Source organism: Streptosporangium brasiliense (assembly GCF_030811595.1).
Taxonomy (GTDB): Bacteria; Actinomycetota; Actinomycetes; order Streptosporangiales; family Streptosporangiaceae; genus Streptosporangium; species Streptosporangium brasiliense.
The window spans coordinates 1,560,671-1,587,090 of record NZ_JAUSRB010000002.1 but is presented as its reverse complement, the minus strand read 5'-3'; the positions used below and the strand labels follow the sequence as shown (position 1 = coordinate 1,587,090).

Sequence of the window (26,420 nt, the reverse complement as noted above, 5' to 3'; positions counted from 1 at the left end):
TAGTTTGGGCCGGCCGGTATGGGATCGAGCTGGGGTCCAGTTGAGGTACCGATGTAAGACGATGAAAGAGGATGTATGCCGACCGATATGACCTTCCGGCTGTTCGGTCCGCTTGAGGTGGCCGACGGCTCGGGCCGGCCGCTCGACCTGGGCACCCGCAAGCAGCGCGCGCTGGTGGCGATGCTGGCTCTGGAGCCCGGCCGGGTGGTCTCACTCGACCGGCTGATCGACGAGCTGTGGACCGGTGAGCCGCCCGCGGGCGCGACCAGGACGCTCCAGGCCTACATCGCGCACCTGCGCAAGGTGCTGGAGCCGGACCGGCCGCCCCGCACGCCGCCCCGGATCCTGCTCACCCGCGAACCCGGCTACCTGCTGGCCGTCGCTCCCGGCCAGGTCGACCTGACCCGCTTCACCGCCTGGGCCGACGAGGGCCGCAGGGCGCTGGCGCGGGGCGCGCACGCCGAGGCGCTCCGGGTGCTGGAGCGGGCGCTGGGTCTGTGGCGGGGGGACCCGCTGGGGGAGTTCGCCGACCAGGAGTTCGCCCAGCCGGTCGTGGCGCGGCTGGGCGAGCTGCGTGACACCGCCGTCGAGGACAGGTTCGAGGCCAGGCTGGCGCTGGGCGAGAGCGGCACGTGCGTGCCGGACCTGGAGGCGCTGGTGGAGACGTACCCCTACCGGGAGCGGCTGTGGGGGCTGCTGGTGCTGGCGCTGTACCGGGCGGGCCGGCAGGCCGACGCGCTGGCCGCGCTCCGCAGGGTCCGCGCCAGGCTCGCCGGCGACCTCGGCATCGAGCCGGGCCCCGAGTTGCGGCGGCTGGAACAGGCGGTGTTCGAGCAGGCGAGCGGGCTTGAGGCGCGGCCCGTCGTGCCCGCCGTCCTCGGCACGCCCGCCGTCCCCGCCGTCCTCGGCACGTCCGTCGCCCCCGACGGCTCCGGCACGTCCGCCGCCCCCGCCCCGCCGGTCGCGGCCGTCGCGCCCTGGCCCGCCGGGGCGGCGGCCGGGGAGGGGCCGGTCGCGGCGCGGGCGCGGGAGGGGCTGGTGGCACGGCAGGAGCAGCTCCTGCGGCTGGAGGAGCGGCTGGCGGAGGTACGGCGCGGCCACGGCGGCACCGTGCTGATCACCGGGGAGGCGGGGATCGGTAAGACCCGGCTCGCCCAGGCCGCGGCCGACCAGGCGGCCGCGCGCGGTTTCGGAACGGCCTGGGGCCGCTCCGTCGACGGCACGGCCCCCGCCTTCTGGCCCTGGACCCAGGTGCTGCGCGAGCTCGGGGCCGACGCGGGCCTGCTCACGGGTGAGACGCCGCGCGGCCAGGACCCCGACGCGGCGCTGTTCGAGCTGTACGGGCGGGTCGTGTCCGCGCTGACCTCGACCGGCGGGCCGCTGCTGGTGCTCCTGGAGGATCTGCACTGGGCCGACGCCTCCTCGCTCGGACTGCTGAGCTTCGTCGCCGGCGAGCTGGCCGGCCACCCGGTGCTGGTGGTGGCCACGCTCCGCCCCGAGCCCGGCGAGCACCCCGGGCAGCTGCGCGACACCCTCGCCGCGCTGTCCAGGGAGCAGGCGACCGAGCGGGTGGCGCTGGACCCGTTCGACGCCGCCGGCGTCTCGTCCTACCTGCGCTCGCGGCGGATCGACGGGGCGCCGGAGCTGGTCGCCCTGCTGCTGGAGCGGACCGGCGGGAACCCCTTCTACCTCGGCGAGCTGCTGCGCCTGCGGGAGAGCGAGCAGGGCCTGCTGGACGCCGTCCCCCCGGGGGCGCGCGACGTCATCGAACGCCGTGTCGCCCGGCTCCCGGAGGAGACGCGCGAGCTGCTGCGCGCCGCCGCGGTGACCGGCCGCGAGGTGGACGTCGACCTGCTCGGCGCCATCACCGGCCTCCCCGCCGAGCCGGTGATGTCGCTGCTGGAACCGGCGGTGGCGACCGGCCTGCTGGCCGAGACGCCCGGCGGCTTCGACTACCGCTTCTCCCACGCGCTGGTGCGCGACGCGCTGTATGCCGGGCTGAGCCGCCTGGAGCGGGCCCGGCTGCACCTCAGGGCGGGCCGGGCGCTGGAGCCCCTGCTGCCCGAGGCCGAGTCGGCCACGCTGGCCCACCACTTCGCCCTGGCCGCGAAGGTGGGCGGCGCGGCCAAGGCGGTGGAGCACGCCTCCCGGGCGGCCCGGCACGCGACGGCGCAGCTCGCCTACACCGAGGCCGTGGAGTTCTGGGAGCTCGCGCTGGCGGCGCTGCCGCCGGGTGACGGCGTGGCCAGGTCCACGCTGCTGGCCGGGCTGGGAGAGGCCCGCCGTACCGTGGGCCAGGCCGAGGCGGCCCACCGCGACCTGGAGGAGGCGGTCGAGCTGGCCCTGCGGGCGGGGGACCGGGCCGCGCTGGTCTCCGCGATCACCGTGCTCGGCGGGCCGGCCATGTGGCACTGGCGTTCCTACGGCGAGGTGGACGGGCGGATGGTCGAGGTGATCGAGGACCTGCTGGCCGGGCCGCTGACCGAGCGCGACCGGGCGGCGCTGCTGGGCACGCTCGCCCTGGAGCTGTACTACGGGCCGCGCCGCGCCGAGGGGGAACGGCACGCGGCCGAGGCGGTGGAGATCGCCCGCCGGGTGGGGGACACCGCGCTGCTCGCCCGCACCCTCAACAACTACATGACCGCGGTCTGGGTCCCCGGCAGCACTCCGGAGCGGCTGCGGGCGGCCGAGGAGATGCTCGCCCTGCCGGGCCTGCCGCGGGCGGCCGAGCTGGTGGCCAGGATCTCCCGGATGGCGTGCCTGCTGCGCATGGGGGACCTGGCCGGATGGGACCGTGACCTGGCCCGCTGCCGGCGGCTGCTGGGCCAGGCGCCCCGCCCGGAGCTCGAGGGGATGGTGCGCATCGCCGAGACCGCCCGCCGTACCCTCGACGGGCGGTGGGAGGAGGCGGAGTCGCTGCTGGGCAGGTTCGGCGCGATGCGGTTCGGCTCCAGCCGCTGGGGTGAGCGCTTCCGCCTGCTGGTGACGACCTACACGTGCAGGCGGGGGCAGGGCCGGGCCGCCGAGGTCGTCGACGAGCTGGTCGCCGCGGCCGAGGATCCGCAGCTGGTCCCGCTCCGGCCGGTCGCGGTCCTGGCCGCCCTTGAGGCGGGCCGGCCCGATCTGGCCCGTGAGCTCGTCGGGCGCTGGGGCACCGAGGTCGGGGAGGACTGGATCGCCGACTTCCTCATCCCCGTCTGGGGGCTGGTCGCCGCCGGGCTGGGGGTCCCCGATCCCGGGGAGTGCTACGACAGGCTCCTGCCGTACGCGGACCAGCTGATCGTCGCCGGGATGGGCAGTGCGGGCTGGGGCTCCACCCACCTGGTCCTCGCCGAGCTGGCCGGGCGGCTGGGCCGTACGGCGGCGGCCCGTGACCACGCCCGTGCCGCACTTGAGACGCACCGCGACCTCGGTCTCACGCATCTGGAGGAGGAGAGCCGGGCGCTCCTGGCCCGCCTCACCGGGTGAGCCCCGGACCCGCGGCGGGTGAGCCCCGGACCCGCGGCCGTCCACGTCCGTCCGGCCGGTCGGCCGCGGGTCGCGCCCCCTCCCGCCCTGGCTGTCCCCTCCCGTCCTGACCGCTCTGGCCGTCCTGGCTGCCCCCTCCCGTCCTGACCGCTCCAGTCGTCCTGACCGCTCCGGCTGCTCCGGTCGTTCTGACCGCCCCGGCCGTTCTGGCCGCTTGACCGGCTGTCCGTCACCATCGTGCCGAGCACTAGGCTTCTGCCCTGGTCTGCGCACTTGGGGGAGCCGGATGACTGGTCTGGCACGGGGGATCGTCACCGTGGTGCTGGCGGGGTTCGCGGCCGTCTACGTCTTCGCCGGCTCGCCGCTCGCGATCGTGGTCTTCGGGCTCCAGCTCTGCTACGTGTTCCCCTCCCTGCGGAGGTTCAGGGGATGGTGGCTGCTCGCCGTACAGGCCGCGGCCGTCTACGCCGCGACGCTCGGCTCCGGCACGTCCGTCGGGATCCTCGGCTTCCTGGGCGGATCGCTGCTGCTGACGCCGTGGTGGCCGCTCGTCCTGCCCGTCGTGCTCAGCGCCGCCCTGATCGGGCCCGCGGACTCCGCGATCAGCATGGTGCTGATCAGTCTGGTCGTCTACGGCCTCACCAGGCTCACCGAGCGGGTCGACGAGGTGCACGCCGCCCGGCTCGCCCTGGCGATGGCCGCGGTCGCGCAGGAGCGGCTGCGGATCGCCGCCGGGCTCAGCGACGGTCTCGGCAGGGGGCTCGCCGAGATCACCAGGGGTGTCCGGCTGGCCCTTGAGGAGCCGGACCGCGTGGCGGAGGTGCTCGGCGAGGTCGTCGGCACCGCCCGCGCCTGCCTGGCCGACGCCAGGAACGCCGCGGCCGGCTACCGGGCCATGTCGCTGGCGCCCGAGGTGGCCACCGCCCGCGCGATGCTGGCCGCCGCGGGGGTTCCGGTGGAGGTGCGCATCGGTCACGCGGAGCCGCTGGGGCCCGCGGGCGCGCTGCTGGCCACCGTGCTGCGGGAGGCCGTGACCGAGATCGTGCGGCGGGGCACGGCCAGGACGTGCCTGATCGAGACGGTCGCCGAGGAGGGGAGGGCGGGGCTCCGCGTCGTCAGCGACGACGCGCCCACCGCCGAGGACGAGAATCTGGGCGACCTGCCCGCCCAGGTCGCCGCCGCGGGCGGCACCCTGTCCACCGGGCTCACTCCCGAGGGCCGGCTGGTCGTCGACGTCATGCTCCCCGACGTCCGCAGGCCCGTGGCGGCGGCCGAGGACCGGAGCGCCTACGGGCTCTCCGTCGCCCTGCTGGGCGCCGTGCTGGTGGGTTTCTCGATCAAGGCGCTGCTGGCCGTCCCCGCGGACCTGGCCCTGCCCGCCGCCGCCTGCCTCGCCGTGATCGTCGTCATGCAGCTCCGCTCGGTCAACGGGCGGCACACGGTGGCGCTCGTCCTGATGGCGCTGCTCACCTACCTGCCGGTCGCCGTGTTCGGGCGCGCGTGGCTGGGCGTGGCGGGCTTCCTCGCCGGGCCGCTCCTGCTCGCCCTCCCCTGGGCGGTGGCCGTGCCGCTGGTCGCCTGCGTGACGGCGAGTGTCGGGGTGATGGCCGTACTGCTCGGCCTGCCGCTCCCGCTGACGGTCAACTACGTCGTGAGCACGCTGGTGACCGGCCTGGTCGTCTACAGCCTGCAGCGCCTGGCCCAGCTCGTGAAGGAGCTCCAGGCCGCCCGGGAGGAGCTCGCCCGCTCGGCGGTCGTCGAGGAACGCCTGCGCGCCGCCCGTGACCTCCACGACCTGCTCGGGCACAGCCTGGCCGCGATCCTGCTCAAGTGCGAGCTCGCCCGCCGCCTGGGACCCGGACCGGCCCGCGCCGAACTGGAGGACGTACTGACCATGACCGGGCGGGCCGAGGCGGACGTGCGGGCCGTCTCCGGCGACGCGCACGGCATGTCCCTGGCCGTGGAGGCGGAGTCGGCGCGGTCGGTGCTGGCCGCCGCGGGCATCGAGACAGCGGTCGACCTGGCGCACGGCGCGCTCCCCGCCGAGGTCGAGACCGTGCTGAGCGCGGTGCTCCGGGAGGCGGTGACCAACGTGCTGCGGCACAGCGCCGCCGGCTCCTGCGCGATCTCGACGGAGCCGGGGGGCGGCGGGGTACGGCTCCGCGTCCGGAACGACGGGGCGCCCCCTTCCACCGGCAGGAGGGGGTCGTCGGGGATCGGCAACCTGACGACCCGCCTGGCGGCCCTGGACGGGACGCTCACGGCCGGAGCGGACGACGGCTGGTTCGAGCTGGACGCCTGGGCGCCCCACGGGCCCGCCGGAGCGCCTCTCCCCGGCCGGACCGGCCGGCCTCCGGAGCCGGTCAGATCCAGCCGGCCTCGGAGGCGATGCGGACGGCGTCGGTACGGTTGCGGGCGTTGAGCTTGGTGACGATCGTGGTGAGGTAGTTGCGCACCGTCCCCGCGCTCAGATAGAGCCGCCCGGCGATCTCGGTGGCCTCCGCCCCCTCGGCCGCCAGCCGGAGCACGTCGGCCTCGCGGGGGGTGAGCGGGTTGTCGGCCAGATCCCACGCGGTGACCGCGAGCGAGGGATCGAGCACCCGCTCCCCGCCCGCCACCTTGCGGATCCCGGAGACCAGCTCCTCGGGCGGCGCGGTCTTCAGCAGGAACCCGTCCACCTGCGCGCCGAGTGCCCTGCGCAGGTGCCCGGGCTTGCCGTACCCGGTCAACATGAGCACCCGGCAGCCGGGCAGCTCGGCGCGGAGCACGGCCGCGGCGGCCAGGCCGTCCAGGGTGCCGGGCATGTCGATGTCGAGCACCGCGACGTCCGGACGGTGGATCAGGGCCGAGGGGACGACGGCGTCGCCGGACTCGACCGCGGCGACGACCTCAAGGTCCGGTTCGAGGCCGAGCAGCGCGACCAGGGCTCCCCTGATGACGTGCTGGTCCTCTGCCAGAAGCACGCGAATCACAGGCATATGTCTATCAGTGTCCGGATCATGATGACGTCATGATGCACGCGTGATCGCGTCTCTGGCCCGCGTCGCAGCAGGTCGGCAGGGTTGGAGCCATGACGGATGCGGTGCGCTTGGACGCGGTGAGCAAGGTGTACGGGAAAGGCCAGGGGGCCGTGGCCGCCCTGCGCGAGGTGTCGGCGGCCTTCACCCGGGGGAGCTTCACCGCGGTGATGGGCCCCTCCGGATCGGGCAAGAGCACGTTCCTGCACTGCGCGGCCGGGCTGGACGTGCCCTCCTCCGGCTCGGTACGGCTGGGCGGCACCGAACTGGCCGGGATGGACGAGACGGCGCTGACGGTGCTGCGCAGGCAGCGGGTCGGGTTCGTGTTCCAGGCGTTCAACCTGGTCTCGTCGCTCACCGTGCTCGACAACGTCACGCTCCCCCTGCGGCTGGCCGGCGTCCGCGTGGACAGCGCGTGGCTGGCCGAGGTCGTGCGGCGGGTCGGCCTGGAGGGCCGGACCGGCCACCTGCCGGCCCAGCTCTCCGGCGGCCAGCAGCAGCGGGTGGCGATCGCGCGGGCGCTGGTCACCAGGCCCGAGGTGGTGTTCGGCGACGAGCCGACGGGCGCGCTCGACACGATGACCGCCCGCGACGTGCTGACGCTGCTGCGCGAGGTCGTCGACGGGATGGGCCAGACGGTGGTCATGGTGACGCACGACCCGGTGGCGGCGTCGTACGCCGACACCGTCCTGTTCCTGGCCGACGGCCGGATCGTGGACGCCATGGCCGCGCCGACCTCCGAGAAGGTCGCCGAGCGGATGACGAGGCTGGGGGCGTGGAAGTGATGATCGGGTTCGCGTTGCGGACACTCCGGCACCGCAAGGCCGGGTTCGCGGGCGCCTTCGTGGCCCTGCTCTGCGCCGCCGCGCTGGTCTGCGCCTGCGGGATGTTGCTGGAGACCGGATTGCGCGGCGCCGTCGCGCCCGAGCGCTACGCGGGTGCCCCGGTGATCGTGGCCGGTGACCAGTCCGTCCGCCGGACGGTCGGCGGATCCGAGGGGAAGTCGAAGACCAAGGCCAAGCCGCTGGCCGAACGGGCGTGGATCCCCGCCTCGCTGGCCGAGCGGCTGCGCCGGGTCCCCGGGGTCGAGCGGGTGGTCACCGAAGTGATCTTCCCCGTCTACACCGGGGCGGGCCGGGCGCAGGGCCACGGCTGGGAGTCGGCTGCTCTCACCCCGTTCACGCTGCGTTCGGGCCGCGGGCCGCGGGCCGGTGACGAGGTGGTCGTGGACGCCCGTTCTGGCCTGGCCGTGGGCGCCCGGCTGGACGTGGTGACCGGGGAGGGAGCGCGGAGCTACCGGGTGACGGGCGTCACCGCGCAGGCCCTGCCCGGCCAGGCCACGCTCTTCTTCGCCCCCGCCGAGGCCCGCCGGCTGGCTGGCCGGCCGGGGCAGGTCAGCGCCATCGGCGTCTTCCCGCAGGTGGACGTGTCCGCCGCGCTGAAGGACGTCAAGGCGCTCGCCCACACCGGGGACGGCCGAGGCACGGTCGAGTTCCTCGACGCCGAGAAGGCACGGGCGACGCTGGTCAGCCTGGGCGGCGCGCTGGGCGGCACGTCGCTGCTCGTCGCGGTCCTCGTCGTGACCGGCACGTTCTCCCTGTCCATCCAGCAGCGCCGACGCGAGATCGCCCTGCTGCGCGCCGTCGCGGCCACCCCCGGACAGGTGCGCAGGCTGCTCGGCGGCGAGGCCCTGCTGGTCGCCGGCGTCGCCGGGCTCATCGGTTCCGGCGCGGGTGTCGGGCTGGGCTTCTGGCTGCGCTCCAGGTTCGTGGCGCTGGGCGCGATGCCCGAGCACCTGCGGCTGGTGGTCAGCCCGTTCCCGGTGATCGTCGCGCTGGCGGCCACCGTGCTGGCCGCGTGGGTCGCGGCGCTCCTGTCCGCCCGGCGGGTCATCAGGATCCGGCCCGTGGAGGCGCTCGGCGAGGCGGCCCTGCCGGCGGCGCGGCTGCCCCGGGCCCGGACGGTCGCCGGTCTGCTCCTCACCGGCGGCGGCGTCGCGCTGACCCTCCTGCTGTCGGCGCTGTCGACCGAGGCGGCCTCCAGCCCGGTCACCATGCTCACCGCGCTGGTGTGGACGGCCGCCGTGGCGCTGCTCGGCCCGGTCGTCGCGCGGGCGGCGACGGCCGTGCTCGGGCCGCTGCTGCGGGCGGCCGGGGCCGGCGGTCACCTGGCCGCGGCCAACCTGCGCGCCGGCTCCGCGCGGCTGGCGTCCGTCGTCACGTCGCTCGGCCTGATGACCGCGATGACCTGCACGATCCTGTCCGTCCAGACCACGATGGGGCACGCCGCGCAGGAGCAGGCCGGCGCGGGCAGCCGCGCCGACTACGTCCTCGGCCCGCGGGTCCCGGGCGTCGTCGCGCAGGCGCTGCGGGAGATGCCCGGCGTCGAGGCGGTCACCGAGGTGCTGCACACCTCGGTGCGGGTCGGTCTCGACAAGTACGGCGCGCAGGCGGTGACCGCCGACGGCCTGGACCGGACGGTCGACCTGGACGTGGTGTCGGGCTCGCTCGACCGTCTCGGCCAGGGAGACATCGCGGTCAGTGAGAACGCGGCCGGGCGGCTCGGCGTCGCCGTCGGCGGCCGGGTGAGCCTCACGCTGGGCGACGGCACCCCGGTCACGCTCGGGGTCGTCGCGATCTACGCCCGCGGCCTGGGCTTCGGCGAGCTCACCCTCTCCCACGCGCTGGTGGCCCAGCACGTGGACGACCCGCTCGGGACCCTGCTCGTCTCGGCGCCCTCCGTGTCCCGCGCCGCGATCGCCGGGGCGGCCCCCGGGGCCGTCGTGCTCGACCGGGCCCAGGCGGTCGAGGCGGTGGCGTCCAACGCCGGGGTCAACTACGTGGCGATGGGCCTGATCGTCGCCTTCACCGCGATCGCCGTGGTCAACACGCTGGCCATGTCGACCTCGGACAGGTCTCGCGAGCTGGCGCTGCTCCGCCTGGTCGGCACCACACGGCGGCAGGTGCTGCGGATGCTCCGGCTGGAGACGCTCGTGGCGGTCGTGGTCGCGGTGGTCCTCGGTACGGGGATCGCGCTGGTCACGTTGGCGGCGTTCAGTCTGGGCATGACCGGCTCGGCCGTGCCGTACGTCGACCCGCTCGGCTATGTCGCGGTGGTCGCCGCCGCGGCGGTCCTCGCCCTGGTGGCGACCGTGCTCCCGGCCCGGCTCCTGCTGCGGGAGCACCCGGCGGAGGCCGTCGGCGCGCGGCAGTGAGCCGGTGGGGCCCCGGCCCCTCCGCTCCGGCCGCCGGCGCCCACGGGCCGCGGTGGTCGCCCGGGTGCGCCCTGGCCGACCCGCGCGGGTCGCCTTGACGGCCGGTCTGGCCACGGGCCACTCAGGCGTTGCACAGCTCCAGGCCGCGGCGCGCGTGGGGCGCGTAGTCCTCGCCGTCGAGCCCGCGCAGGAGCTCGGCCGCGAGGGCCCGCCGCTGGGCGGGATCAAGGTTCATGGGCATGACGATCGGCATCAGCTCAACCACGCCGCCGGGCAGGTGCCGGACGTGACAGGGAAGGAGGGAGGAAGTGTGAACCACCCTCTGACTATCCCAGCCGCCACCGACAATCCCGCAATCCGGGCGATCGGGCGGGACGGCCGGGGCGGTGCCGCGCTGACCTTTCAGCGGTCGGCCGCGTCGGCGCCGGTCGCGCGCCAGCCGATCTGGAGCCGGGCGACCTCCTGAAGAATGTTTTTGAAGTCGGCGTAGACCTGCTCGCCGACGGCCGCCGCGTGGCGCCGCTCGATGGCCGCCATGATGGCGTCCGAACGGGTCATCTCGTCCAGCCCGAGCGCGGTGGGGACCACCAGCTTGGCCCGGCGGTCTTCCGGGTCGGGCTCACGGCGCACGTAGCCCAGCTCGACCAGCTCGTCGACGAGGGTGCCGATCACCTGCTTGTGCTGGCCGGACAGCCGGGACAGCTCCGTCGCGCGGCTGCCCTCCGCGTCGAGATAGGCCAGCACGGCACCGTGCCGCGGCCGCAGCCGGGGGTGTCCCTGCTCGGCGAGAGTCTCGAACAGCTCCTTCTGCATGGCGAACAGGACCTGGCCGGCCAGGATGCCTAGGTCGGGCTCCGCCTGCTTGCGCGCGCTCCGCGTCATCTCCACCCCCTCACTCTAATTTAGTCACCAATCTTGATGGTCACTAATTTTTACTATATGGTCGAGCCGTACCACCGAGACAGGAGAGAGCGATGACGGCAACCGTGGAGATCACTCGTTTCCGGGTGGCGCCGGACCGTGCCGGAGCACTGCTGGAAGCGCGGCCCGCCATGCTGGCGGACTTCCGCGCCGACCGCGCGGGGTTCCTCGGCGCCCGGCTGATCCGCCTGGCCGGGGACGAGTGGCTGGACATCGTCGACTGGCGCTCGTCGGAGGACTTCGCGGCCTCACGCGCCAAGGGGGCCAACCTGCCGGGGATCGCGGCCTTCTTCGCCGCGATCGACGCACTGGTCAGCTCCGAGGAAGGTGCCGAGGAAGGTGCCGAGGAAGGCGCCTGACCGGCCGAGGAAGGCGGCTGACCGCCGGGAGCGGCGCCGCCGCCCACTGCGGCTCGGTCACCGTCCGGGCTGCCACCGGACCGCGGAACACCACGGACCGGGCCGTACTGCGGAACACCACCGGCCGGGCTGCCACCCGACCGCGGAACACCATGAAAGGGACCACTGCCATGACCATCCTGATCACCGGCGCCAACGGCAACGTCTCCGGAGCCCTGCTCCGGTCCCTGAGCGCCGTCCCCGACGTCAAGCTACGCGCCCTGGTCCGTGACCCGGTCAAGGCTCCGGCGCTGCCCGGCGTCGAGGTGGCGGTCGGCGACCTGGACCGGCCCGACACGCTGACCGAGGCGTTCTCCGGCGTCGACACCCTGTGGCTGCTCACCGCGATGGGCCCCCAGGCGCCGCACGCCAGTATGAACGCCGTCTGGGCCGCCCGCCAGGCCGGGGTCAGGCACATCGTGCGCCTGTCGGCCGTCGGCGCCGCCCACGACGCCCCCACCCGCAACGGCCGCCTGCACGCCCTGTCCGACGACGAGCTGCGGGCCTCCGGCATCGACTGGACGATCATCAAGCCGCACTTCTTCATGCAGAACCTGCTCGGTTCGGTGAACGGCGACGTCCTGTACGGCGGGCTCGGCGAGGGGCGTCTGGGCCTGATCGACGTCCGCGACATCGCCGACTTCGGGGCGCGTGTCCTGACCGCCCCCCGGGCCCACGCGGGCAAGACCTACACCCTCACCGGCCCGGCCGCGATCTCCCTGCACGAGGCCGCCGCCACCCTGGGACCGGTGCTCGGCGCCCCCATCACCTACCAGCCCCTTCCGGACGAGCAGGTCTACGAGTCCATGATCGGATTCGGTGTGCCCGAGTGGATCGCCGCGGTCAGCGTCGAGTACGGCAGGGCCTACGCGGGCGGCTGGGGCGACTTCACCACCACGGACTTCCCCGACGTGGTCGGCCGCGAGGCCCGCGCCTTCGCCGAGTTCGCCCGCGATCACGCCGCTCACCTCCGCGCTGCGTGACCCTGGCCTGGTCGGGCGGGCAGCCGGGCCCCGGTCCGGGCTGCCGCGCCGATCCCGCCCGCACCGGCCGCGGGAGACCTGGGCCACCATGCCCGGTGGCCGAGCAGCCCCAGGACGGCGGGCAGCAACAGCGCCCGGACGAGGAAGACGTCGATCGCGACGGCCAGGACCAGCCCGACACCGATCATCTTCATGAAGATGATCGACGAAGCGGCGAACCCACCGACCACCACGGCCAGCAGCAGGCCGGCACTGGTGATCACGGAGGCGGTCCGCTGCGCGCCCACCGCCACCGCCTCCACGGGGTCGCCGGTGGCCTCGTAGTGTTCGCGCACGCGGGAGAGCATGAACACCTGGTAGTCCATGGCCAGCCCGAAGGCGATGGCCACGATCAGCACGGGGAAGTTCGCGTCGATCGCGCCGATCGGCTCGAACCCCAGCAGCGCCGCCCCGACGCCGTCCTGGAAGATCAGCGTGACCACGCCGAAGGCGGCCAGCAGGGACAGCCCGCTCATGAACACGGTGACCAGGGGCAGTGCCGCCGAACGGAACGCCAGGAACAGCACGGCGGCCGAGACCAGGCTGACGAACAGGGCCATCCACGGCGCCCGCGCACCGATCATGTCCACGATGTCCACCCGGGAGACGGGCATGCCGGTGAACAGCACCTCGGCGTCCGCGGGCGGGTCCTGTGCCCGGAGCCGGGCGACCATGTCACGGGCCTGGGGGGACATCGGGTCCACGGCGTAGGAGAGGGTGAGGCGGGCCAGCGATCCATGGGTCCCGGTCACGGCCGCGCCCTCGACGCCGTCCACCGCGTCGAGCCGCCGGGCGTAGGCGTCCAGCCGCTGACGGGAGTCCTGCCCGTCGGCGGCCTCACGCATCGTCACCACGGCGGTGACCACCTTGGCCGGATCGCGGTCGAAGCGCTGCCGGAGCTGCGCGGTGACGGCGCGCGCGTCGGCGTCCGCGGGCAGCACCCAGTCGGCCGGACGCGCCCAGTTCGCCCCGAGCGCCGGTGCCCCCAGCCCCACCAGTACGAGTACGAGCACGGCGGTGGCCGGCACGGGGCGGCGCATCACGGTGCGTGCCATGCGGTACCAGCGCCCGCGCCCGGAGACCGCGGCCCGGGCCCTGGGGCGTGGCAGCGGGACGCGCCAGGCGTCGATGCGGTGCCCGGCGAACCGCAGCAGGGCGGGCAGCAGCGTCAGGGAGCCGATCACCGCGAAGACCACCACCGAGACCGCCGCGAACCCCATGGAGCTGAGGAAACGCGAGGGGAACAGGGCCAGACCGGCGAAGGAGATCGCCACGGCCAGGCCGGAGAAGGCCACCGTCCGCCCGGCGGTCGCGGTGGTGCGCTCCACGGCCTCGTCCACGCCGGCCCCCGCGGCCAGCTCCTCCCGGAACCGGCCGACCATGAACAGCGCGTAGTCGATGGCCATCCCCAGCCCGAGAATGGTGATCACGTTGATCACGGAGCTGGACAGTTCGGTGAACGCGGTCAGGACCCGCAGGACGGCCAGCGAGCCGAGCGCCACCGTCGTGCCCACCGCGAGCGGCAGGGCGGCCGCCACGGCGCTGCGGAAGACGACCAGCAGCAGCACCAGGAGGACCGGCACGGAGAGGATCTCGGCCCGCGCGATATCGCCCCCGGTCCGCGCGTTGACCTGCTCGGTCATGGCCACGGTGCCGCCGAACCTGACGGTGATCCCGGACGCGGCGGGCACCTGGAACCGCGCCTTGATCCTGGCCAGCTCGGCGACCTGCTCCCGGTCGCCGTCCTCGGCGAACTGAACGGTGACGTAGGTGGCGTGGCGGTCGTGGGAGACGTACTGCCCGGTCTTCGCCGGCCAGTACGACTCCAGGCGCGCGATGCCCTCGCGTGGCACACCGTCCAGGGCCCTGCGGACGGGGCCGGCGAACTCGGGGTCGTCGACGGTGGCGTTCTCGCTGTCGTAGAGCACGACGAGATCGGCGGACCACCGGCCCAGGGGGCCCGCCAGCAGCTCGTCGGCGCGGACCGACTCACTGCCCGGGTCGTCGAACCCGGCCCCGCCGGTCAGCGCGCCGAAGGTCCCCGTCCCCCAGACGCCGCCCAGCAGTGCCAACAGCACCGCGGCGGTGACGACCCACCAGCGGCGCCGTCCCGCCAGCCGTCCCAACGCTGCAAGCATCCCTGTTCCCCTAAATAGATAGTGGATAGTTTCGCTATCGGTACGAGAACTATCTACTCTGTGGGCCGGACAGCGCAAGCGAGGATCAGGAAGTCACCAGAGCGGGATCAGGAGTCGCCGGAGCGGGATCGGGGAGTCGCCGGGGTCATGCCGGCGTCGCCGGACTTCGGCGAGGCCGGCCCCGGCTGGTCGGTGGCGCCGATCACTCCGCCGCCCCGAGGTCGACGGCGGCCCAGGAAGGGAGGCTGGGCGGCTCTTACCGGACCGGAAGGGAGGCTGGGCGGCTCTTACCGGATCGGTAAGTTACTCGCTAGTATCCCGCCATGCCCAATATCCCGGATGTCGTTCTGCGGGCCGCACCCGGATTCATCCCGCACACAGTGCCGGAGATCCCTTCCTGCCGCTCGCATCCGGACGGCGGCGGACCCGGCCGCTCCGCCAAGGGCGCCGCGGCAAGTGCGGGCATGGGAATCGGCGGACCCGCGTTCGACGTCCTGTCGGGCCTCGCGCCCACGGCCGAGGGATCCGCCCGTGTCCCGTAATCTGCTGACCGCTTTCTGGGCCTGTTCGGCGCTCCACCTGCTGTCCCTGGTCACGGGCCTGACCACGGTCGAGTGGGTGAGCAAGGCGCTGCTGATGCCGCTGCTGGCGGCCTGGCTGCTGAGCCGGAGCGGCCCACGGCTGGTCGCGGCGGGTCTGCTCGCCTCCGCCGCGGGAGACGTCGCGCTCGAGATCGACGGGCTCTTCGTCGCGGGCATGGTCTGTTTCGCCGTCGCGCATGTGTGCTACGTGACGTTCTTCCTGCGGGGAGGCGGCCGCTTCCTGCGGGGAGGGGGAGGCGGCGGGCGGCGGTGGGCGGTCCTCATCGGGTACGGCGTGCTCTGGCTGGTCCTCGTCGCCGCCCTCTGGCCGCGCCTGGGCGACCTGCGGATCCCCGTGGGCGTCTACTCCCTGATCCTCACCGCGACCGCCGTCACCTCCGCCTGGCACGGCCGGCGGACCGGAGCCGGCGGCGCGCTGTTCCTGCTCTCGGACGGGCTGATCGCGCTGGGGCTGGCCGGGATCGACCTCCCGCTGCACGGTCCGCTGGTGATGACCACCTACATCGCCGCCCAGTACCTCCTGGCCTCAGGCGCGCTCCGGCGGCAGGAACTCCGGAAGGAGGGGCGTCCAACGCCGCCACGGGCGGTGCCCGGAGGAACCGCGGCCGGTTGACCCGGACCTCGCCGTCCGCGGTCCTCATCACCGCCGACGCGGAATCACTACCTTCGGCAGGTGCGGAGCATGTTGAGCAGGGCCACCTTCTCCTCCCGGGTCACGAAGAGCCGGTAGTGATGCTTCACGGTGATCCATGAGGTCGCATAGCGGCACCAGTAGCTGCGGCGTGGCGGCCGCCAGCTCTGCGGCCCCTGGGCACCCTTGGCGATGTTGACGGAGTGGCTGACCACTACCAGCTCGGGGCGGGTGAGGTCGTTGGCGAAGGCGCGCCGCCGCGCCTGGCTCCATCTGCTGGCGCCGGAGCGCCAGGCGTACGCCAGCGGCACGACGTGGTCGACGTCGACCTGCTTCTCGCTTTTCAACCACTTGCCGTCGTATGGGCTGTACCAGACCCCCTTGACCGGGTGGCAGGCCGCGTTCCTGCGCACCCGTCGCCCGTCGCGGGCCAGGACCACCTCTCGTGCGTCGCACCTGCCCCTGTGGTGCGCCCATCGGGGCTGGAACCGCCGGTGGCTGTAACCACGGATCGACAATGGACCGGCGACTTTCAGCTGGGCCAGCATGCGGCGGGCCGGCGCCCCGGCATCGGCCTGTGGCCGCTTGCGCGCGTCGGCCGCCGCCTGCGAGGCAGTGGTGACGGCGATGATCGGGGTGACCAGAAGGGTAAGTACGGCGACTCGGACCGTCCGCCTCAAGAAGACCATGGTTCCACCCATACCAGGCATTCCCCGCCGGCGGGGACGCCCCCGACGGCAGCCGCCTGCGGGCCCGCAGCCGTCCGGCCCGGATCGCCGGTCGATGAGCAGGCCGCCGGAGACCGTACGGCCCGCCTCAAGGGCGAGCCTGGCCTGCGACATTCACAACCGGACACCGCCGATGCCGATCGGCGCTGCCTCATCGGAGAAGGCTCTGACCGGACCGAGCAGGGCGACCTGCACCCATCAGCCTCCACCCCCGCTCAGTTCGCCTTCGCGTCGCCCCCGTAGCGGTGACGCACCAGCGGGATGCTCAGGAAGGCCAGCGCGATGAGCAGTTGCAGCGCCGCGGCGAACGCGATCATGGCGGGGTTCTCCTTGTCAGGTGGCCTCGGGCGGTCCGTCCCTCCCGATGGGCAAGACGATGCCGGTGACCGCTGACACCACGCGCATCACGGGCTGACACACGCTCTCAGCGCCTGTCAGAGCCGGTCAGGCCAACCGCTCGGTCGGGTCCTCAAGCAACGACGGCGGTCTCAAGGGCGACGCATCGCCGCGCGCCCCGGTGCCTGGCCGTCGCCGGGCGGAAGGAAGTCTCCCGCGATCCCCGGCCGGGAAAAGGCTCAGGGCCGTCAGACCCACTGGTCCGACGGCCCTGTTCGGCCGGTTTCATGGTCTGGCCTGGTTGAAGGTGTTCTTGGCCCAGAGGCCAGAGGTAGGACACGGCGGCGATGGCGGCGCTGTTGCCGATCGGGGTGCCGAGGAGGAGGCCGTGGACGGTTTCCATGATCGGGGTGAAGGGCTGGTATTCGGCGAACCAGTGCAGGGCGGTGGGTATGGAGTCGGTGGGGACGGAGCCGCTGCCGAGGAAGGGCAGCAGGATCAGGGGCATCGGGGCGTTGCCGGCGGCCTCGGGGTCGGGGACTTCAGGCCGAGGGCGACCGCGAGCCAGGTGACGGCCACGGCGAACAGGGTGAGCAGGCCGGTGGCGGCCAGCCACTCGGCGGCGGTGGCGTCCGGGCTGAAGCCGACCGCGAGGGCGATGCCGATGAGGACGGCCATGCCGAGCAGTTGCTGGATGACGCTGCCGACGACGTGGCCGGTGAGGACCGAGGCGCGGGAGATCCGCATGGTGCGGAAACGGGCGATGATGCCTTCGGTCATGTCGGTGGCGACCATGACGGCGGTCCCGGTCGCGGCGGTGGCCGCCGCCATGAGCAGGATGCCGGGGACGACGTAGTTGACGTAGGCGTCGCGGCTGGTTTACGCGCCGCGTCGACCAGGTCGAAGCGGGCGAGCAGTTCGGTGGCCCTGCGCTTGCCGTCCCTGCGGGACAGGTGCTTGAGGTCGGCCATGAGGAGCAGGTTCTCCTCGCCGGTGAGCAGCTTGTCGACGGCCGAGTACTGGCCGGTGACGCCGATCGCGCCGCGCACGTCGTCCGGCCTGCGGGCCAGGTCATGGCCGGCGACCTGGACGGCGCCGCCGTCGGCGGGGATCAGGGTGGAGAGGATCTGGACGGTGGTGGTCTTGCCCAACCCTGAATTATGACGCTTCTTCCACGTAAAATGGAACCAAGCAGTCAACACGACGGGAGAGCGGACATGAGCAAGCGAGCGGCCATCCTCGCCAGGATCAGCGACGCGGACGACGGGGAGACGGCCGGTGTGGACGACCAGGTCAAGGACATGCGCGCGTTCGTCGCTCGCCGAGGCTGGTCACTCAGCGAAGATCACGTGTTGGTCGAGAACGACACCAGCGCGTTCAAGCGCCGGAAGATTAAGCTTCCGAACGGCCAGAGCGAGCTACGGACCGTACGGCCGGAGTTCCGCCGAGGGCTTGATCTTCTGGCGACCCGTCAGGTTGACGTCCTAGTGGTGCTCGATCTTGACCGGCTTGCCCGTCAGCCGCGCGATCTCGAAGACCTGATTGACCTTGTGGAAGCTTCAAAGTTCGCCGTCACGTGCGAGAGCCTGACGGGGTCATGCCAGCTCACCAGCGACGCCGGGATCACGATGGCGCGGATCATGTGCGCGGTGGCCAACAAGTCGAGCAAGGACACCGCGCGGCGCGTGAGCCGGGCTCGTCAACGTCAGGCCGAAGAGGGACGGTTCGGCGGCGGGCGACGGCCGTACGGGTTCGAAGCGGACGGCGAGACCCCGATCCCCGCCGAGATAGCCGTTATCCGGCGCATGGCGGATGTGGTTCTGCTCCCGGCGTTCGGCACGCCGAAGGGTCCGACCCTGGCGGGGATCGCGGGTGATCTTCGCGCTGAAGGGATCATGGCGGCCGACGGGGGGCCATGGATCGCGCCGACCGTCCGCGATGTGCTGTTGCGCCCCCGCAACGCCGCGCTCATGGTCTACAAGCCGGGCGAGGGCCGCAAGACCTACACGCCGGAAGACGTGATCGGCGTCGCGCCGTGGGAGGCGATCGTGACCCCGGAGGAGCATTGGGTGATCACGGGCAAGCTGACCGACCCGCACCGGCGGACGAATCCCGGCGTTGCGCCCCATCACCTGTTGTCCGGCATCGCGGCCTGCCCGTGTGGCGCAGTGGTCCGCGTCTCGGGATCGAGCGGGAAGAAAGACCGGCCGGTGTACGCCTGTCAGGGGGGCTCTAATCGCGCTCCCGGTCCGCACGCGACCGCACCGAAAGCCGATCTTGACGACTTCGTGGAAGCGCTCGCGGTGGTCATCCTCGCACGGGACGCGGCCGACCTGATCAAGCCGTCTCAGGGCACCACCGACGTGGGCAAGATCCGGGCGGAACTGGCGGTGATCCGCGAACGTAAGGCCCAGCTTGGGGAAGATCGTGACCTAGGGATCGTGGAACGCCCGGAATACCTTCGCCGGGCGAAGAAACTACAGGCCAGGATTGAGGAGCTAGAACGCCGGTTCGCCGAGGCCACCCAGAGTGCAACCGATCCGCTGGCTCCCTTCGCCGGGGTGGAGTCGGAGGAGGAAGCCCTGAAGGTTTGGAAGTCGTTGGGGCACACCCAACGGCGCGAGGTCATCAAGTCGATCATGGCTGTGACGTTGCAGCCGATCGGGCGAGGCAGGCGCGTGCCCATCACCGACCGCGTACGGATCGACCCAGTCAAGCCGAGTAGCCCCCGGTAGGCCCGCACACACCGGTGTGCCCCCGCCGAGTCCTAGACGGCAGGGGCGCACCGAGGCTCACTCTAACGACCGCTACGCAGCACCAGGGCCAGATGATCCCGCTGTTCCTGCGTCAGCGCGGGCCAGTCCGCGATCAGCGCCCGCGCATACGCGCGTAGATCATCGTGGCTCATTCCTCGTGGAGCCCTACGGGCGCGCGGGGAACGGCGTCCCGGTCTGTCCGCGTTGCTCCCGCCCCCCGAACCAAGATCACCAACAGGGGGTGACCCCTGCCCCGCCTCGTCTTCGGCCCGCCCACCCGCCCGAAGGTCCGTCGTGGCTGGAGTCGGCGCTAACGGTGCCCCTTCACCCTCACAAGCAGAGTCGGAGCCTTCGGCGCTGCCCTTTTCCCTGCGACCCTCACCCCGCAGCAGATCCGACACTTCCCCCGCCCCGTGCCGCGATCCGTCCCCCTGTACTTTCCGTTCCCTCTGCCCACGCTCTGTCGTCGCCGCTTTCTGCCCCTCCCTCTCTCCGCATCCCGCCCACCCGCCCGAACCTTCGAAGGTGCTCCGCACGTCCTCCCGGCGCGCTACTCCTCCGCCGAGGGCTGATCCATCGGGCGCAGCTCACCCACCGCGCTACTTGTTCTGCGCAGATGCACACCATCGGCCCAGATCCAGGTCCGCACGATCCGCCCATCGTGATCGGCCCGGCTCACCCACGCCTCAGCCACCCCGGGAAGCTGCGACTGCACCACCGCCCAGTCCGAGGTCTGCTCCCACGTGGAATTGAGTACCCCGCCGATACCCTCGGTGCCGTCCACCATGGTGGTACCGACCGCATAGATCACCGATGCCTCAGGCGAGATCATCCCCATGGGCCGATGCCCCAGGTAAGCGCCGCTGTAGGCCATCTCGTCACTGGCGGCCCCTCTCTGCGCCCGCACGACGAGAATGAACAGGCCAACCGCCAGCAGGACAAAGGCCCCCGCCAAGATCCCTACCGTGTTCATGACACCTCCGCCAGTCGTGTTGCTACCTACGCGTCCGCAGCTTGCCTTTCCAGTTCCACGGCAACGCCGTCTTGCCCGTCTGCCTGCCACCGGCCCAGGTCCACGCCGTGGTCATCCGAGCTGCTGGGTCGTCATAGGTCACCCATGCCTCCCGGATGTCCGGTCGCTTGGAGATCTCCTCCGCCCACCCGCGCACCTGTGGCCAGGGCAGCGCCCATTCCTGCACTTCACTTTCCCGCCCGCCCGCATCGACCGTGCTGACCTGATAGGCATGCACCGGCCACGGCGCACCGTTCTCGCGCGCCTCGTGATCCGCCCCGCCCTCCGGTAAGACCCCAGCCGCTTTGCGTCTCAGCGCCCGCCGTGCCAGATCCAACCGGATCAGCCAGCCCACCAGCAGCAGCGCCAAAACCGCCCCCAGCAGCATCATCCACAGCTCCGACGGCACCACGACCCGAACAAAACCCATGAACCCTCCAGACTGTTGACCTGCCGCGCAGACCGCCGGCCTCAACCTCTTCGAGGCCCTTCGGGTGCTTCGCATTGACGCCGGCCGTCTGCGCTGGTGGACTCACTTTCCCCCGTGAAACAGGGGATTTCTGCTCTTTGTCACCGCGTTTCCCGCAGCGCCGACTATCCGAAGGGACCAGAGGTCCCCGTCCCGCGTGAGCGCCACGCCTCCCGTGCCTGCTGCGCCTTCAGCGCCTTGCCCGCCGCTTTGGCCTGCCGCGCTTCCTTCGACGTCCACCTTTCGTCTCGTTTGATCGCCCTGTGGAACAGATCCATGACCGCGAAGCACGCCACGATTCCCGCCACCGCCACCAGGTGACCACTCATCCCGATACCTCCCTGATCCATCCCGTGTGATCTGTCATCCGGCCACTGCCGAACCGCTCAGGCCCGCCATATCGGCCGCATCGGCCCGCGCTCTCAGCCGCTCCAGCTCCGCCCGCCAGCGCTGACGGGCCGCCACCTCCCGCAGCAGCCGCAGCGCAGCAGAGCCCACATCCGGATCACCCGTCGCCGCGCGCTGCCACACATACCGATGCGGGTCGGCCGACGCCTCATCCAGCCCCAGCGCCGCCAGCACCCACGAGCGCCGGTCCCGCTTGTGCTCGCCCATGGTCCGGCCCGACCATTTACGCGAGACCAGCACCCGCCGCCCCGCATAACCCAGGTGCTCCGGCTTGTGCGCCTTGCTCCGGCACCGCCCCGGCATCAACCCCGCTCTGGCGTTCTTCGGCTGCACCCCATACCGCAACCAGTTCGCACACCCCGGCGAGCACGGCTCAAAGCGCAGCGCCTCCACCAGCCGCGCCGCATGCGCCCGCCGCGCCGCACCATCGCCACCGTCCCCGATCGGGTCGCCCAGGCTCTTGGTCAGGTACTTACTCAGGTAGCGGATGCACTGATCAGCGTCTTTGCTGCCTGCCAGCACCCCTTGCACATCGAACTGAGCACCGAAGCGCACCACATGCAGAGGTTCGGCGTCCTCATCAGCGTCCAGCCGATCCAGCGCCTCATCCCACGTCGGCAACACCTCACCCGAGACCGGGTCGACGTACCCGCCCGCCGACCACACCGGCCGATGCTCGCCGTCAAAGACCACCTCATCCGCCGCAGGCCACCACACCTGGTGATACGTCGCCGCCACGATCTGCCGCATCTCCGCACGCGGCAACGTCCCCCGAATCGCCATGTGCAGATGAGGAGCTAGCCGCTTCTGAGGCTCCACGGAGGCGAAGTACTGCACGTCATACCCGGCGACCCGGCGCAAGTTCTGCACGAAGCGGTCCACGAGCTTGGAGAAGTGCAGCGCATCCCGCGCCGCTCGCCGATAGTCATACGTGCTCGGATCGACCGGCACACCACCACGTACCCGCCCGTAGGAGGGCAGCGTGAGCGTGACGAACATCGACGGCCGGTAGGTCTTGCCGTCCGATCCGGTGAACGTCCGCCCCAGCGTTGTGTCTCGCATGACCCGCCGAGGCAGGTCCGGCGCATCCTGCCGCCGCCGCGTCGAGCGGGACCGCTGCCCGGCCGTGCGCCCCAGCACGTTGCCCGACATCCCGGCCGCGTTGATCTCGGCGTCAACGGCGTCGATCGCCGCGTCCAGGTCAGCCACAGCCGCATCAGCGCCCGCGTGTTCGGCCTCATCCCGCTGACCTTGCAGGTTCGCCCGGAACTCGATCAGCCACCGCTGATCCTCGCTCGCCTCCACCGCCGCCGCGACGGGTTCGGCCTCCAGATGCCAGCCCTCCCGGCACTGCGCCCGCCGAACCTGACGATTACGCTTGGCACACGGCGGACACTTGCTCTCTAGCGTCGCCCCGCACGCGACGTTCACCACCTCGGTAAGACCGGTGAGCGAGTCCAGCCGCTTATAGGGCACCGGCCGGATACACACCCCGTTGTCGATCGCTACCTGCTCGGCCACCTCACGGGCCAGGAGCCGCGCATCCCGCAGGACACGCGGCCCCCGCTCAACCTCAGCGGTCAAGCAAACCCCCGACCTCGGACTCCCCGCCGTCGAAGTCGAGCCCCGCCCCGTCGAACTCCGTGCCGTCGAAGCCCCATACGGCCAGCGCTTCGGCCGCCACCTCCGCGCCGTCGAACTCCTCGTGATCGATGTCCCCGTCAGCGGCGAAGGCCCGCGCCCCGCAAGCCCGGCACTCGATGAGACCCCGGACCAGGTCTTGCCAGAGCTGATCGGGTTCTCCGCACAGCGAGCAGTTCAGCCCGTACAGAACGATGGAGACAGTCACACAGCCTCACTAACGGTCGAGTACTGAAGGACCATGTGGCGGATGTCGTCATCGGAGACGTAGGCCGCCCGGACCCGGATCGGATCAGGGGCGTTCTCCAGCCGCACGTAACTCACGCCCGCGCCGACGCTGGGGTCGGCAGGGTCACGGGCGATGTGATCGGCCAGCGCGCCCCGATCCCGCGCCCCGTCGCCGAGGACCATGTCCACCTGTTCCGGCTCATCCAGCCGCAGCGCGACCCGATCGGGGAACAGGTTGCGGATGCTCAGCACGTCTTTACGCGGGTCCTGCAACGCCGCCATGACACCGACCCCGACCGCCCGGCCCTGCGTGGTCAGCGTCGCCAGCGCCGCCATGATCCGCGCCCGCAGCGCCTTGTCCTGCTGATAGGCCGTCAGGAACGCGACCTCATCGACGATGACGAGGATGAACGGATCACGCTCGGTCGGCACGTGCGAGCGCCGCACCCCCGCATACCGGTCCGCCCGTTCCTGCATGACCTTCACCGCGCCTTCCAGCATCTCCGCGCAGTCCTCCGGGGTCGCCGCGTACCGATCGAACAGTGGCCGACCGAAGGACAGTTCCATCCGCTTGGGATCCAGCGCCCACAGCCGCACCAGGCCCACTTGCCGCGCGGGCAGCAGCCCCCGCACCACCGACCACAACCACGAGCCCTTCCCCGAACCGGTCGCCCCGGCGATCAGCACATGCGTGCCGTGCACCTGCAATCGGTACGGCCTGCCGTTCTCACCCATCCCCACATCCACCGTGGTGACCACCGGAGCATCCGGGTACGGTCGCGCGGCCACCACCTTCGCCAAGGCATCCCGCCGAGGAAAGGTCAGCACCACCCAGCCCGGTTTCGGCGAGGAGATCCGGCAGCCCGCCGCGCCGAACCCATGTGCGAGATTCCCGGACGCGTCGGCGTACTCCTCATCGCTCTGGCCGTCCAGCATCTTGACCGTGACCCGGTCGACCCACCGATCGGACACCACCCGCACCAGATCAGGGGCATATCCGCGCCCCCGCACCACCCGGCCCAGCCCGGCCACCGCCACCACCGAGCGCCACTTACGCCGGTAGACCCACACCCAGCGCCACCAGCTCAGCGCAGGCCACACCACCCAGCGCATCCCCGCCGCAGGCCACAGCCCCGCCCAGGAGGAGACCACGCTCACTCCCGCTCCCCAGACGATCACCGCCGTCTGCCAGCCCAGAAGGGAGACCAGCGTCGTTGTCCCCCCGGTCAGCACGCAGGCGACCGGATGCCGCCACACCGCCTTGACCAGGCCCGCGACCAGCCGCCACAGCCAGACCACGATGACGACGATCGCGGGAGTCTTGACGACCATCGGCGAGAACACCACCGACGTGTCCGGAGTCGTGGAGACGACCCCCTGAACCTCTGCCCCCGGCATTTTGCGCAGCACGAACTAAGCCACCCTCTCTGATGACCCCGAAAGAATTCGTGAATTCGGCTGCCCTCGCCTAGCAGCCGTAATTTGAGAAATGGCGCGATTAGCGCAGGCCACCGGAATTGCTGATCCAGCGGCCCGCGCCTAACCGGCTACTGCGTTATCGGGTTACCGCGCTTCGCGCCGTCAGCGTCCCGAGCGCTGCCCTTACCCGCCGCGCCGTCAGGCAGGGCCACCCCACGCAGCCCACGCGCCTTGAACGAATACGCCAGCCGGTTACTGCCGTTGACCCAGGGGACGACCATCAGGCCGTCGAACTCCACCGGGACGAACGACACCCCCACCACTGCCAGCGCGGGAGGAACCGGAGGAATCACCGGCTCAACAGGGGAGATGATCTTCACCGCGACCGACTTGGCAGCCGCCTTGACCGTGGGGTCGGCATCCATCACCGGAACCGACCACATCAGCTCACCCGTCGCCTTATCGCGAGCGGGCACCGGCCTTTCCGGGGTACTCGCCTCAAAGTCGAGCACCGGGCTAACTTCACCCACGACATAACAGCCGTGAGGGAACACTAGGTGATGGGATACAGGGATCGGACCCTGTAAAGCCAATTGCAACGCCTCCCGTTTCGGTGGAGTGACTATGGTACCTGCTAAACGAATCAATGACGTATTAAGTTCCGCACGGAATCGCCACACAAATGCATTTACTGTGATATACGACTGTCCTAAATCGCTGCTGTCAAGGTCGGTTGCGCCGTGACCTCGCGCCCCAATGGGAGCATTCCGCCCCTGACGTGCACCTAGGCGCACACTGTCCGCCCAGAGGTCTCCCGACCCGCAGGCCACTCCGTTACCAATACGGCTGTTTGTGATCTGCGTCACATTATCGGGCGACCGGCCTACATAACACCACCGCACCTGTCCTGTCTTGCTGGACAGATAGGCCAGGCCCCAGCTTCACAAGGTCAGCTATAGATGCGGTGACCAACAGCGAGACTTGCCCCGTGTCGACGTCACCCATCGTGCGGCTATACATCCGTTGTCAGAAAGCCAGCAACCGCCGACCGGAAACCATGAGGATCTTCCGTCCATGGCAGATGTCCAGCGCCTTGAAGAGTCACCCTCGATACCTGCGGAAGCGCGTCTTGCAGCGAGTCGACGGCCCAGCGGGGCCGGATGTCCTCGCTGCCGTCCACGATGAGGGTGGGCACATCAAGCGTGCGGCAGACTGACGTCAGTGTGTTCCCTTCCAGGGACCGCTTAGTTTCGGCGTTGAGCACACGGTTGCACTCGAAGTTCACCCCTAGCCATGGCGTGGCCATCTGCTCCGCGTGACTCAGCGCCAGGGTGCGATCGACGAAGTCCACCGACCACTGCAACACCGCGAACTCGCGATCCTCCCTAGGAGTCCTCTCCCGCCGCTTCAGCTCCTGCCAACGCTCCAGGCCCTCACCCAGACGAGTCCGCAGGTTCCTCTCATAGGCGGAGTGCCACGTCGACTCCGGATCAATTCCGGTCCCGGACACGTAGATCAGTCTGGTGATTCGCTCCGGGTAGGCCAACGCGTACTGCAACGCGAGCTGCGCTCCCCACGAATGGCCTAGCACGGTCATTCGCAGCAGCCCGAAGTGGCGGCGAACAGCATCCAGATCCGCCACTGACCGCGCCATCGAGTAGGGGCCGAGACGCTCAGACCGGCCGCATCCCCGCTGATCCCACCGATACACGGTGGCCACTGATGAGAGCATTTGGGCCACCTCGCCCAAGGTCTCCCACAGTCCCGGACCACCGTGGCAGAACACGACTGGATCGCCCTGGCCGACACGAACTGCCCACAGCCGACACCCGTCGTCGGTAATCACTGTCTGCTCCACATCGGCCAGTCTGACTCACGCAAGGGTCTACCACCTCACTCATGCATGAAGATCACGGCTCACCTTGTGGAAACCAGGGCAGCCAATGGGGTGTAAAGCATCAGCCGAAGTCACAGCGTCAAGCGATACAGGGCATAACACCACCGCAACACAT

General features: G+C 71.4%; 21 protein-coding genes and 1 pseudogene. 8 read left to right on the top strand and 14 right to left on the bottom strand.

Annotated elements, in window-relative coordinates; all coding sequences use genetic code 11:
* Window positions 1–75: 75 nt before the first annotated feature.
* Together J2S55_RS15845 and J2S55_RS15840 are read left to right on the top strand one after the other, a co-directional pair.
* Window positions 76–3,468: an ATP-binding protein gene (locus J2S55_RS15845; RefSeq protein WP_306861261.1), complete on the top strand. Its 3,393-nt coding sequence runs from the start codon at window positions 76–78 to the stop codon at window positions 3,466–3,468.
* Window positions 3,469–3,754: 286 nt separating this feature from the next.
* On the top strand, window positions 3,755–5,890 hold the full coding sequence (locus J2S55_RS15840; protein WP_306861259.1) for a sensor histidine kinase: 2,136 nt from the start codon (window positions 3,755–3,757) through the stop codon (window positions 5,888–5,890).
* Here the strand turns inward: J2S55_RS15840 and J2S55_RS15835 are convergent.
* A complete protein-coding gene (locus J2S55_RS15835; RefSeq protein WP_306861257.1) occupies window positions 5,832–6,440 on the bottom strand; it encodes a response regulator transcription factor in 609 nt (202 codons plus the stop codon). The genes J2S55_RS15840 and J2S55_RS15835 overlap by 59 nt on opposite strands.
* Before the next feature lie 98 nt (window positions 6,441–6,538).
* Between J2S55_RS15835 and J2S55_RS15830 the strand changes: the two genes are divergently transcribed.
* Complete coding sequence (locus tag J2S55_RS15830) at window positions 6,539–7,270, top strand: ABC transporter ATP-binding protein (protein WP_306861254.1); 732 nt, start codon at window positions 6,539–6,541, stop codon at window positions 7,268–7,270.
* On the top strand, window positions 7,270–9,699 hold the full coding sequence (locus tag J2S55_RS15825; RefSeq protein ID WP_306875440.1) for an ABC transporter permease: 2,430 nt from the start codon (window positions 7,270–7,272) through the stop codon (window positions 9,697–9,699). Before J2S55_RS15830 ends, J2S55_RS15825 begins: the two co-directional genes overlap by 1 nt.
* A gap of 402 nt (window positions 9,700–10,101) precedes the next feature.
* On the opposite strand, the gene J2S55_RS15820 is transcribed toward J2S55_RS15825, so the two are convergent.
* Window positions 10,102–10,581: a MarR family winged helix-turn-helix transcriptional regulator gene (locus J2S55_RS15820; RefSeq protein ID WP_306875438.1), complete on the bottom strand. Its 480-nt coding sequence runs from the start codon at window positions 10,579–10,581 to the stop codon at window positions 10,102–10,104.
* Window positions 10,582–10,673: 92 nt separating this feature from the next.
* Here J2S55_RS15820 and J2S55_RS15815 point away from each other — a divergent pair, with 92 nt between their 5' ends.
* Both J2S55_RS15815 and J2S55_RS15810 read left to right on the top strand, forming a co-directional pair.
* On the top strand, window positions 10,674–10,979 hold the full coding sequence (locus J2S55_RS15815) for an antibiotic biosynthesis monooxygenase (protein WP_306861253.1): 306 nt from the start codon (window positions 10,674–10,676) through the stop codon (window positions 10,977–10,979).
* A gap of 170 nt (window positions 10,980–11,149) precedes the next feature.
* Entirely contained in the window at window positions 11,150–12,001 is an 852-nt protein-coding gene (locus tag J2S55_RS15810; protein ID WP_306861251.1) for an SDR family oxidoreductase, read from the top strand.
* Here J2S55_RS15810 and J2S55_RS15805 read toward each other — a convergent pair.
* On the bottom strand, window positions 11,983–14,178 hold the full coding sequence (locus J2S55_RS15805) for an MMPL family transporter (protein ID WP_306861249.1): 2,196 nt from the start codon (window positions 14,176–14,178) through the stop codon (window positions 11,983–11,985). The two genes, J2S55_RS15810 and J2S55_RS15805, sit on opposite strands and share 19 nt — an antisense overlap.
* A gap of 531 nt (window positions 14,179–14,709) precedes the next feature.
* On the opposite strand from J2S55_RS15805, the gene J2S55_RS15800 reads away from it, so the two are divergent.
* On the top strand, window positions 14,710–15,393 hold the full coding sequence (locus J2S55_RS15800; RefSeq protein ID WP_306861246.1) for a lysoplasmalogenase: 684 nt from the start codon (window positions 14,710–14,712) through the stop codon (window positions 15,391–15,393).
* 47 nt (window positions 15,394–15,440) lie between these two features.
* On the opposite strand, the gene J2S55_RS15795 is transcribed toward J2S55_RS15800, so the two are convergent.
* The 4 genes and pseudogenes from J2S55_RS15795 to J2S55_RS15780 all read right to left on the bottom strand — a co-directional run.
* On the bottom strand, window positions 15,441–16,100 hold the full coding sequence (locus tag J2S55_RS15795) for an HNH endonuclease family protein (protein ID WP_306861244.1): 660 nt from the start codon (window positions 16,098–16,100) through the stop codon (window positions 15,441–15,443).
* A gap of 508 nt (window positions 16,101–16,608) precedes the next feature.
* Entirely contained in the window at window positions 16,609–16,983 is a 375-nt protein-coding gene (locus J2S55_RS15790; RefSeq protein WP_306861241.1) for an ABC transporter permease, read from the bottom strand.
* Window positions 16,974–17,306 carry an ABC transporter permease gene (locus tag J2S55_RS15785; protein ID WP_306861239.1) on the bottom strand — a complete coding sequence of 111 codons (333 nt, stop codon included), beginning with the start codon at window positions 17,304–17,306 and terminating at the stop codon, window positions 16,974–16,976. Before J2S55_RS15785 ends, J2S55_RS15790 begins: the two co-directional genes overlap by 10 nt.
* Before the next feature lie 35 nt (window positions 17,307–17,341).
* Window positions 17,342–17,632 (bottom strand): annotated as a pseudogene (locus J2S55_RS15780) (ATP-binding cassette domain-containing protein); the annotation flags it as partial.
* A 60-nt stretch (window positions 17,633–17,692) separates the two neighbouring features.
* Here J2S55_RS15780 and J2S55_RS15775 point away from each other — a divergent pair.
* Window positions 17,693–19,210: a recombinase family protein gene (locus tag J2S55_RS15775; protein ID WP_306861237.1), complete on the top strand. Its 1,518-nt coding sequence runs from the start codon at window positions 17,693–17,695 to the stop codon at window positions 19,208–19,210.
* Between the two features lie 571 nt (window positions 19,211–19,781).
* On the opposite strand, the gene J2S55_RS15770 is transcribed toward J2S55_RS15775, so the two are convergent.
* The 7 genes from J2S55_RS15770 to J2S55_RS15740 form a co-directional block, all read right to left on the bottom strand.
* A complete protein-coding gene (locus J2S55_RS15770) occupies window positions 19,782–20,204 on the bottom strand; it encodes a hypothetical protein (protein WP_306861234.1) in 423 nt (140 codons plus the stop codon).
* A 22-nt stretch (window positions 20,205–20,226) separates the two neighbouring features.
* Entirely contained in the window at window positions 20,227–20,673 is a 447-nt protein-coding gene (locus tag J2S55_RS15765; protein WP_306861232.1) for a hypothetical protein, read from the bottom strand.
* Window positions 20,674–21,075: 402 nt separating this feature from the next.
* Window positions 21,076–22,704, bottom strand: a complete 1,629-nt coding sequence (locus J2S55_RS15760; RefSeq protein ID WP_306861230.1) for a replication initiator — start codon at window positions 22,702–22,704, stop codon at window positions 21,076–21,078.
* Window positions 22,694–22,969, bottom strand: coding sequence for a hypothetical protein (locus J2S55_RS15755; RefSeq protein WP_306861228.1), 276 nt, complete (start codon window positions 22,967–22,969; stop codon window positions 22,694–22,696). The genes J2S55_RS15760 and J2S55_RS15755 overlap by 11 nt, the downstream gene beginning before the upstream one ends.
* On the bottom strand, window positions 22,966–24,399 hold the full coding sequence (locus J2S55_RS15750) for an FtsK/SpoIIIE domain-containing protein (protein WP_306861226.1): 1,434 nt from the start codon (window positions 24,397–24,399) through the stop codon (window positions 22,966–22,968). Before J2S55_RS15750 ends, J2S55_RS15755 begins: the two co-directional genes overlap by 4 nt.
* Before the next feature lie 137 nt (window positions 24,400–24,536).
* Window positions 24,537–24,920, bottom strand: a complete 384-nt coding sequence (locus J2S55_RS15745) for a plasmid replication, integration and excision activator (protein WP_306861224.1) — start codon at window positions 24,918–24,920, stop codon at window positions 24,537–24,539.
* 500 nt (window positions 24,921–25,420) lie between these two features.
* Window positions 25,421–26,266, bottom strand: coding sequence for an alpha/beta fold hydrolase (locus J2S55_RS15740; RefSeq protein WP_306861222.1), 846 nt, complete (start codon window positions 26,264–26,266; stop codon window positions 25,421–25,423).
* Window positions 26,267–26,420 lie beyond the last annotated feature (154 nt).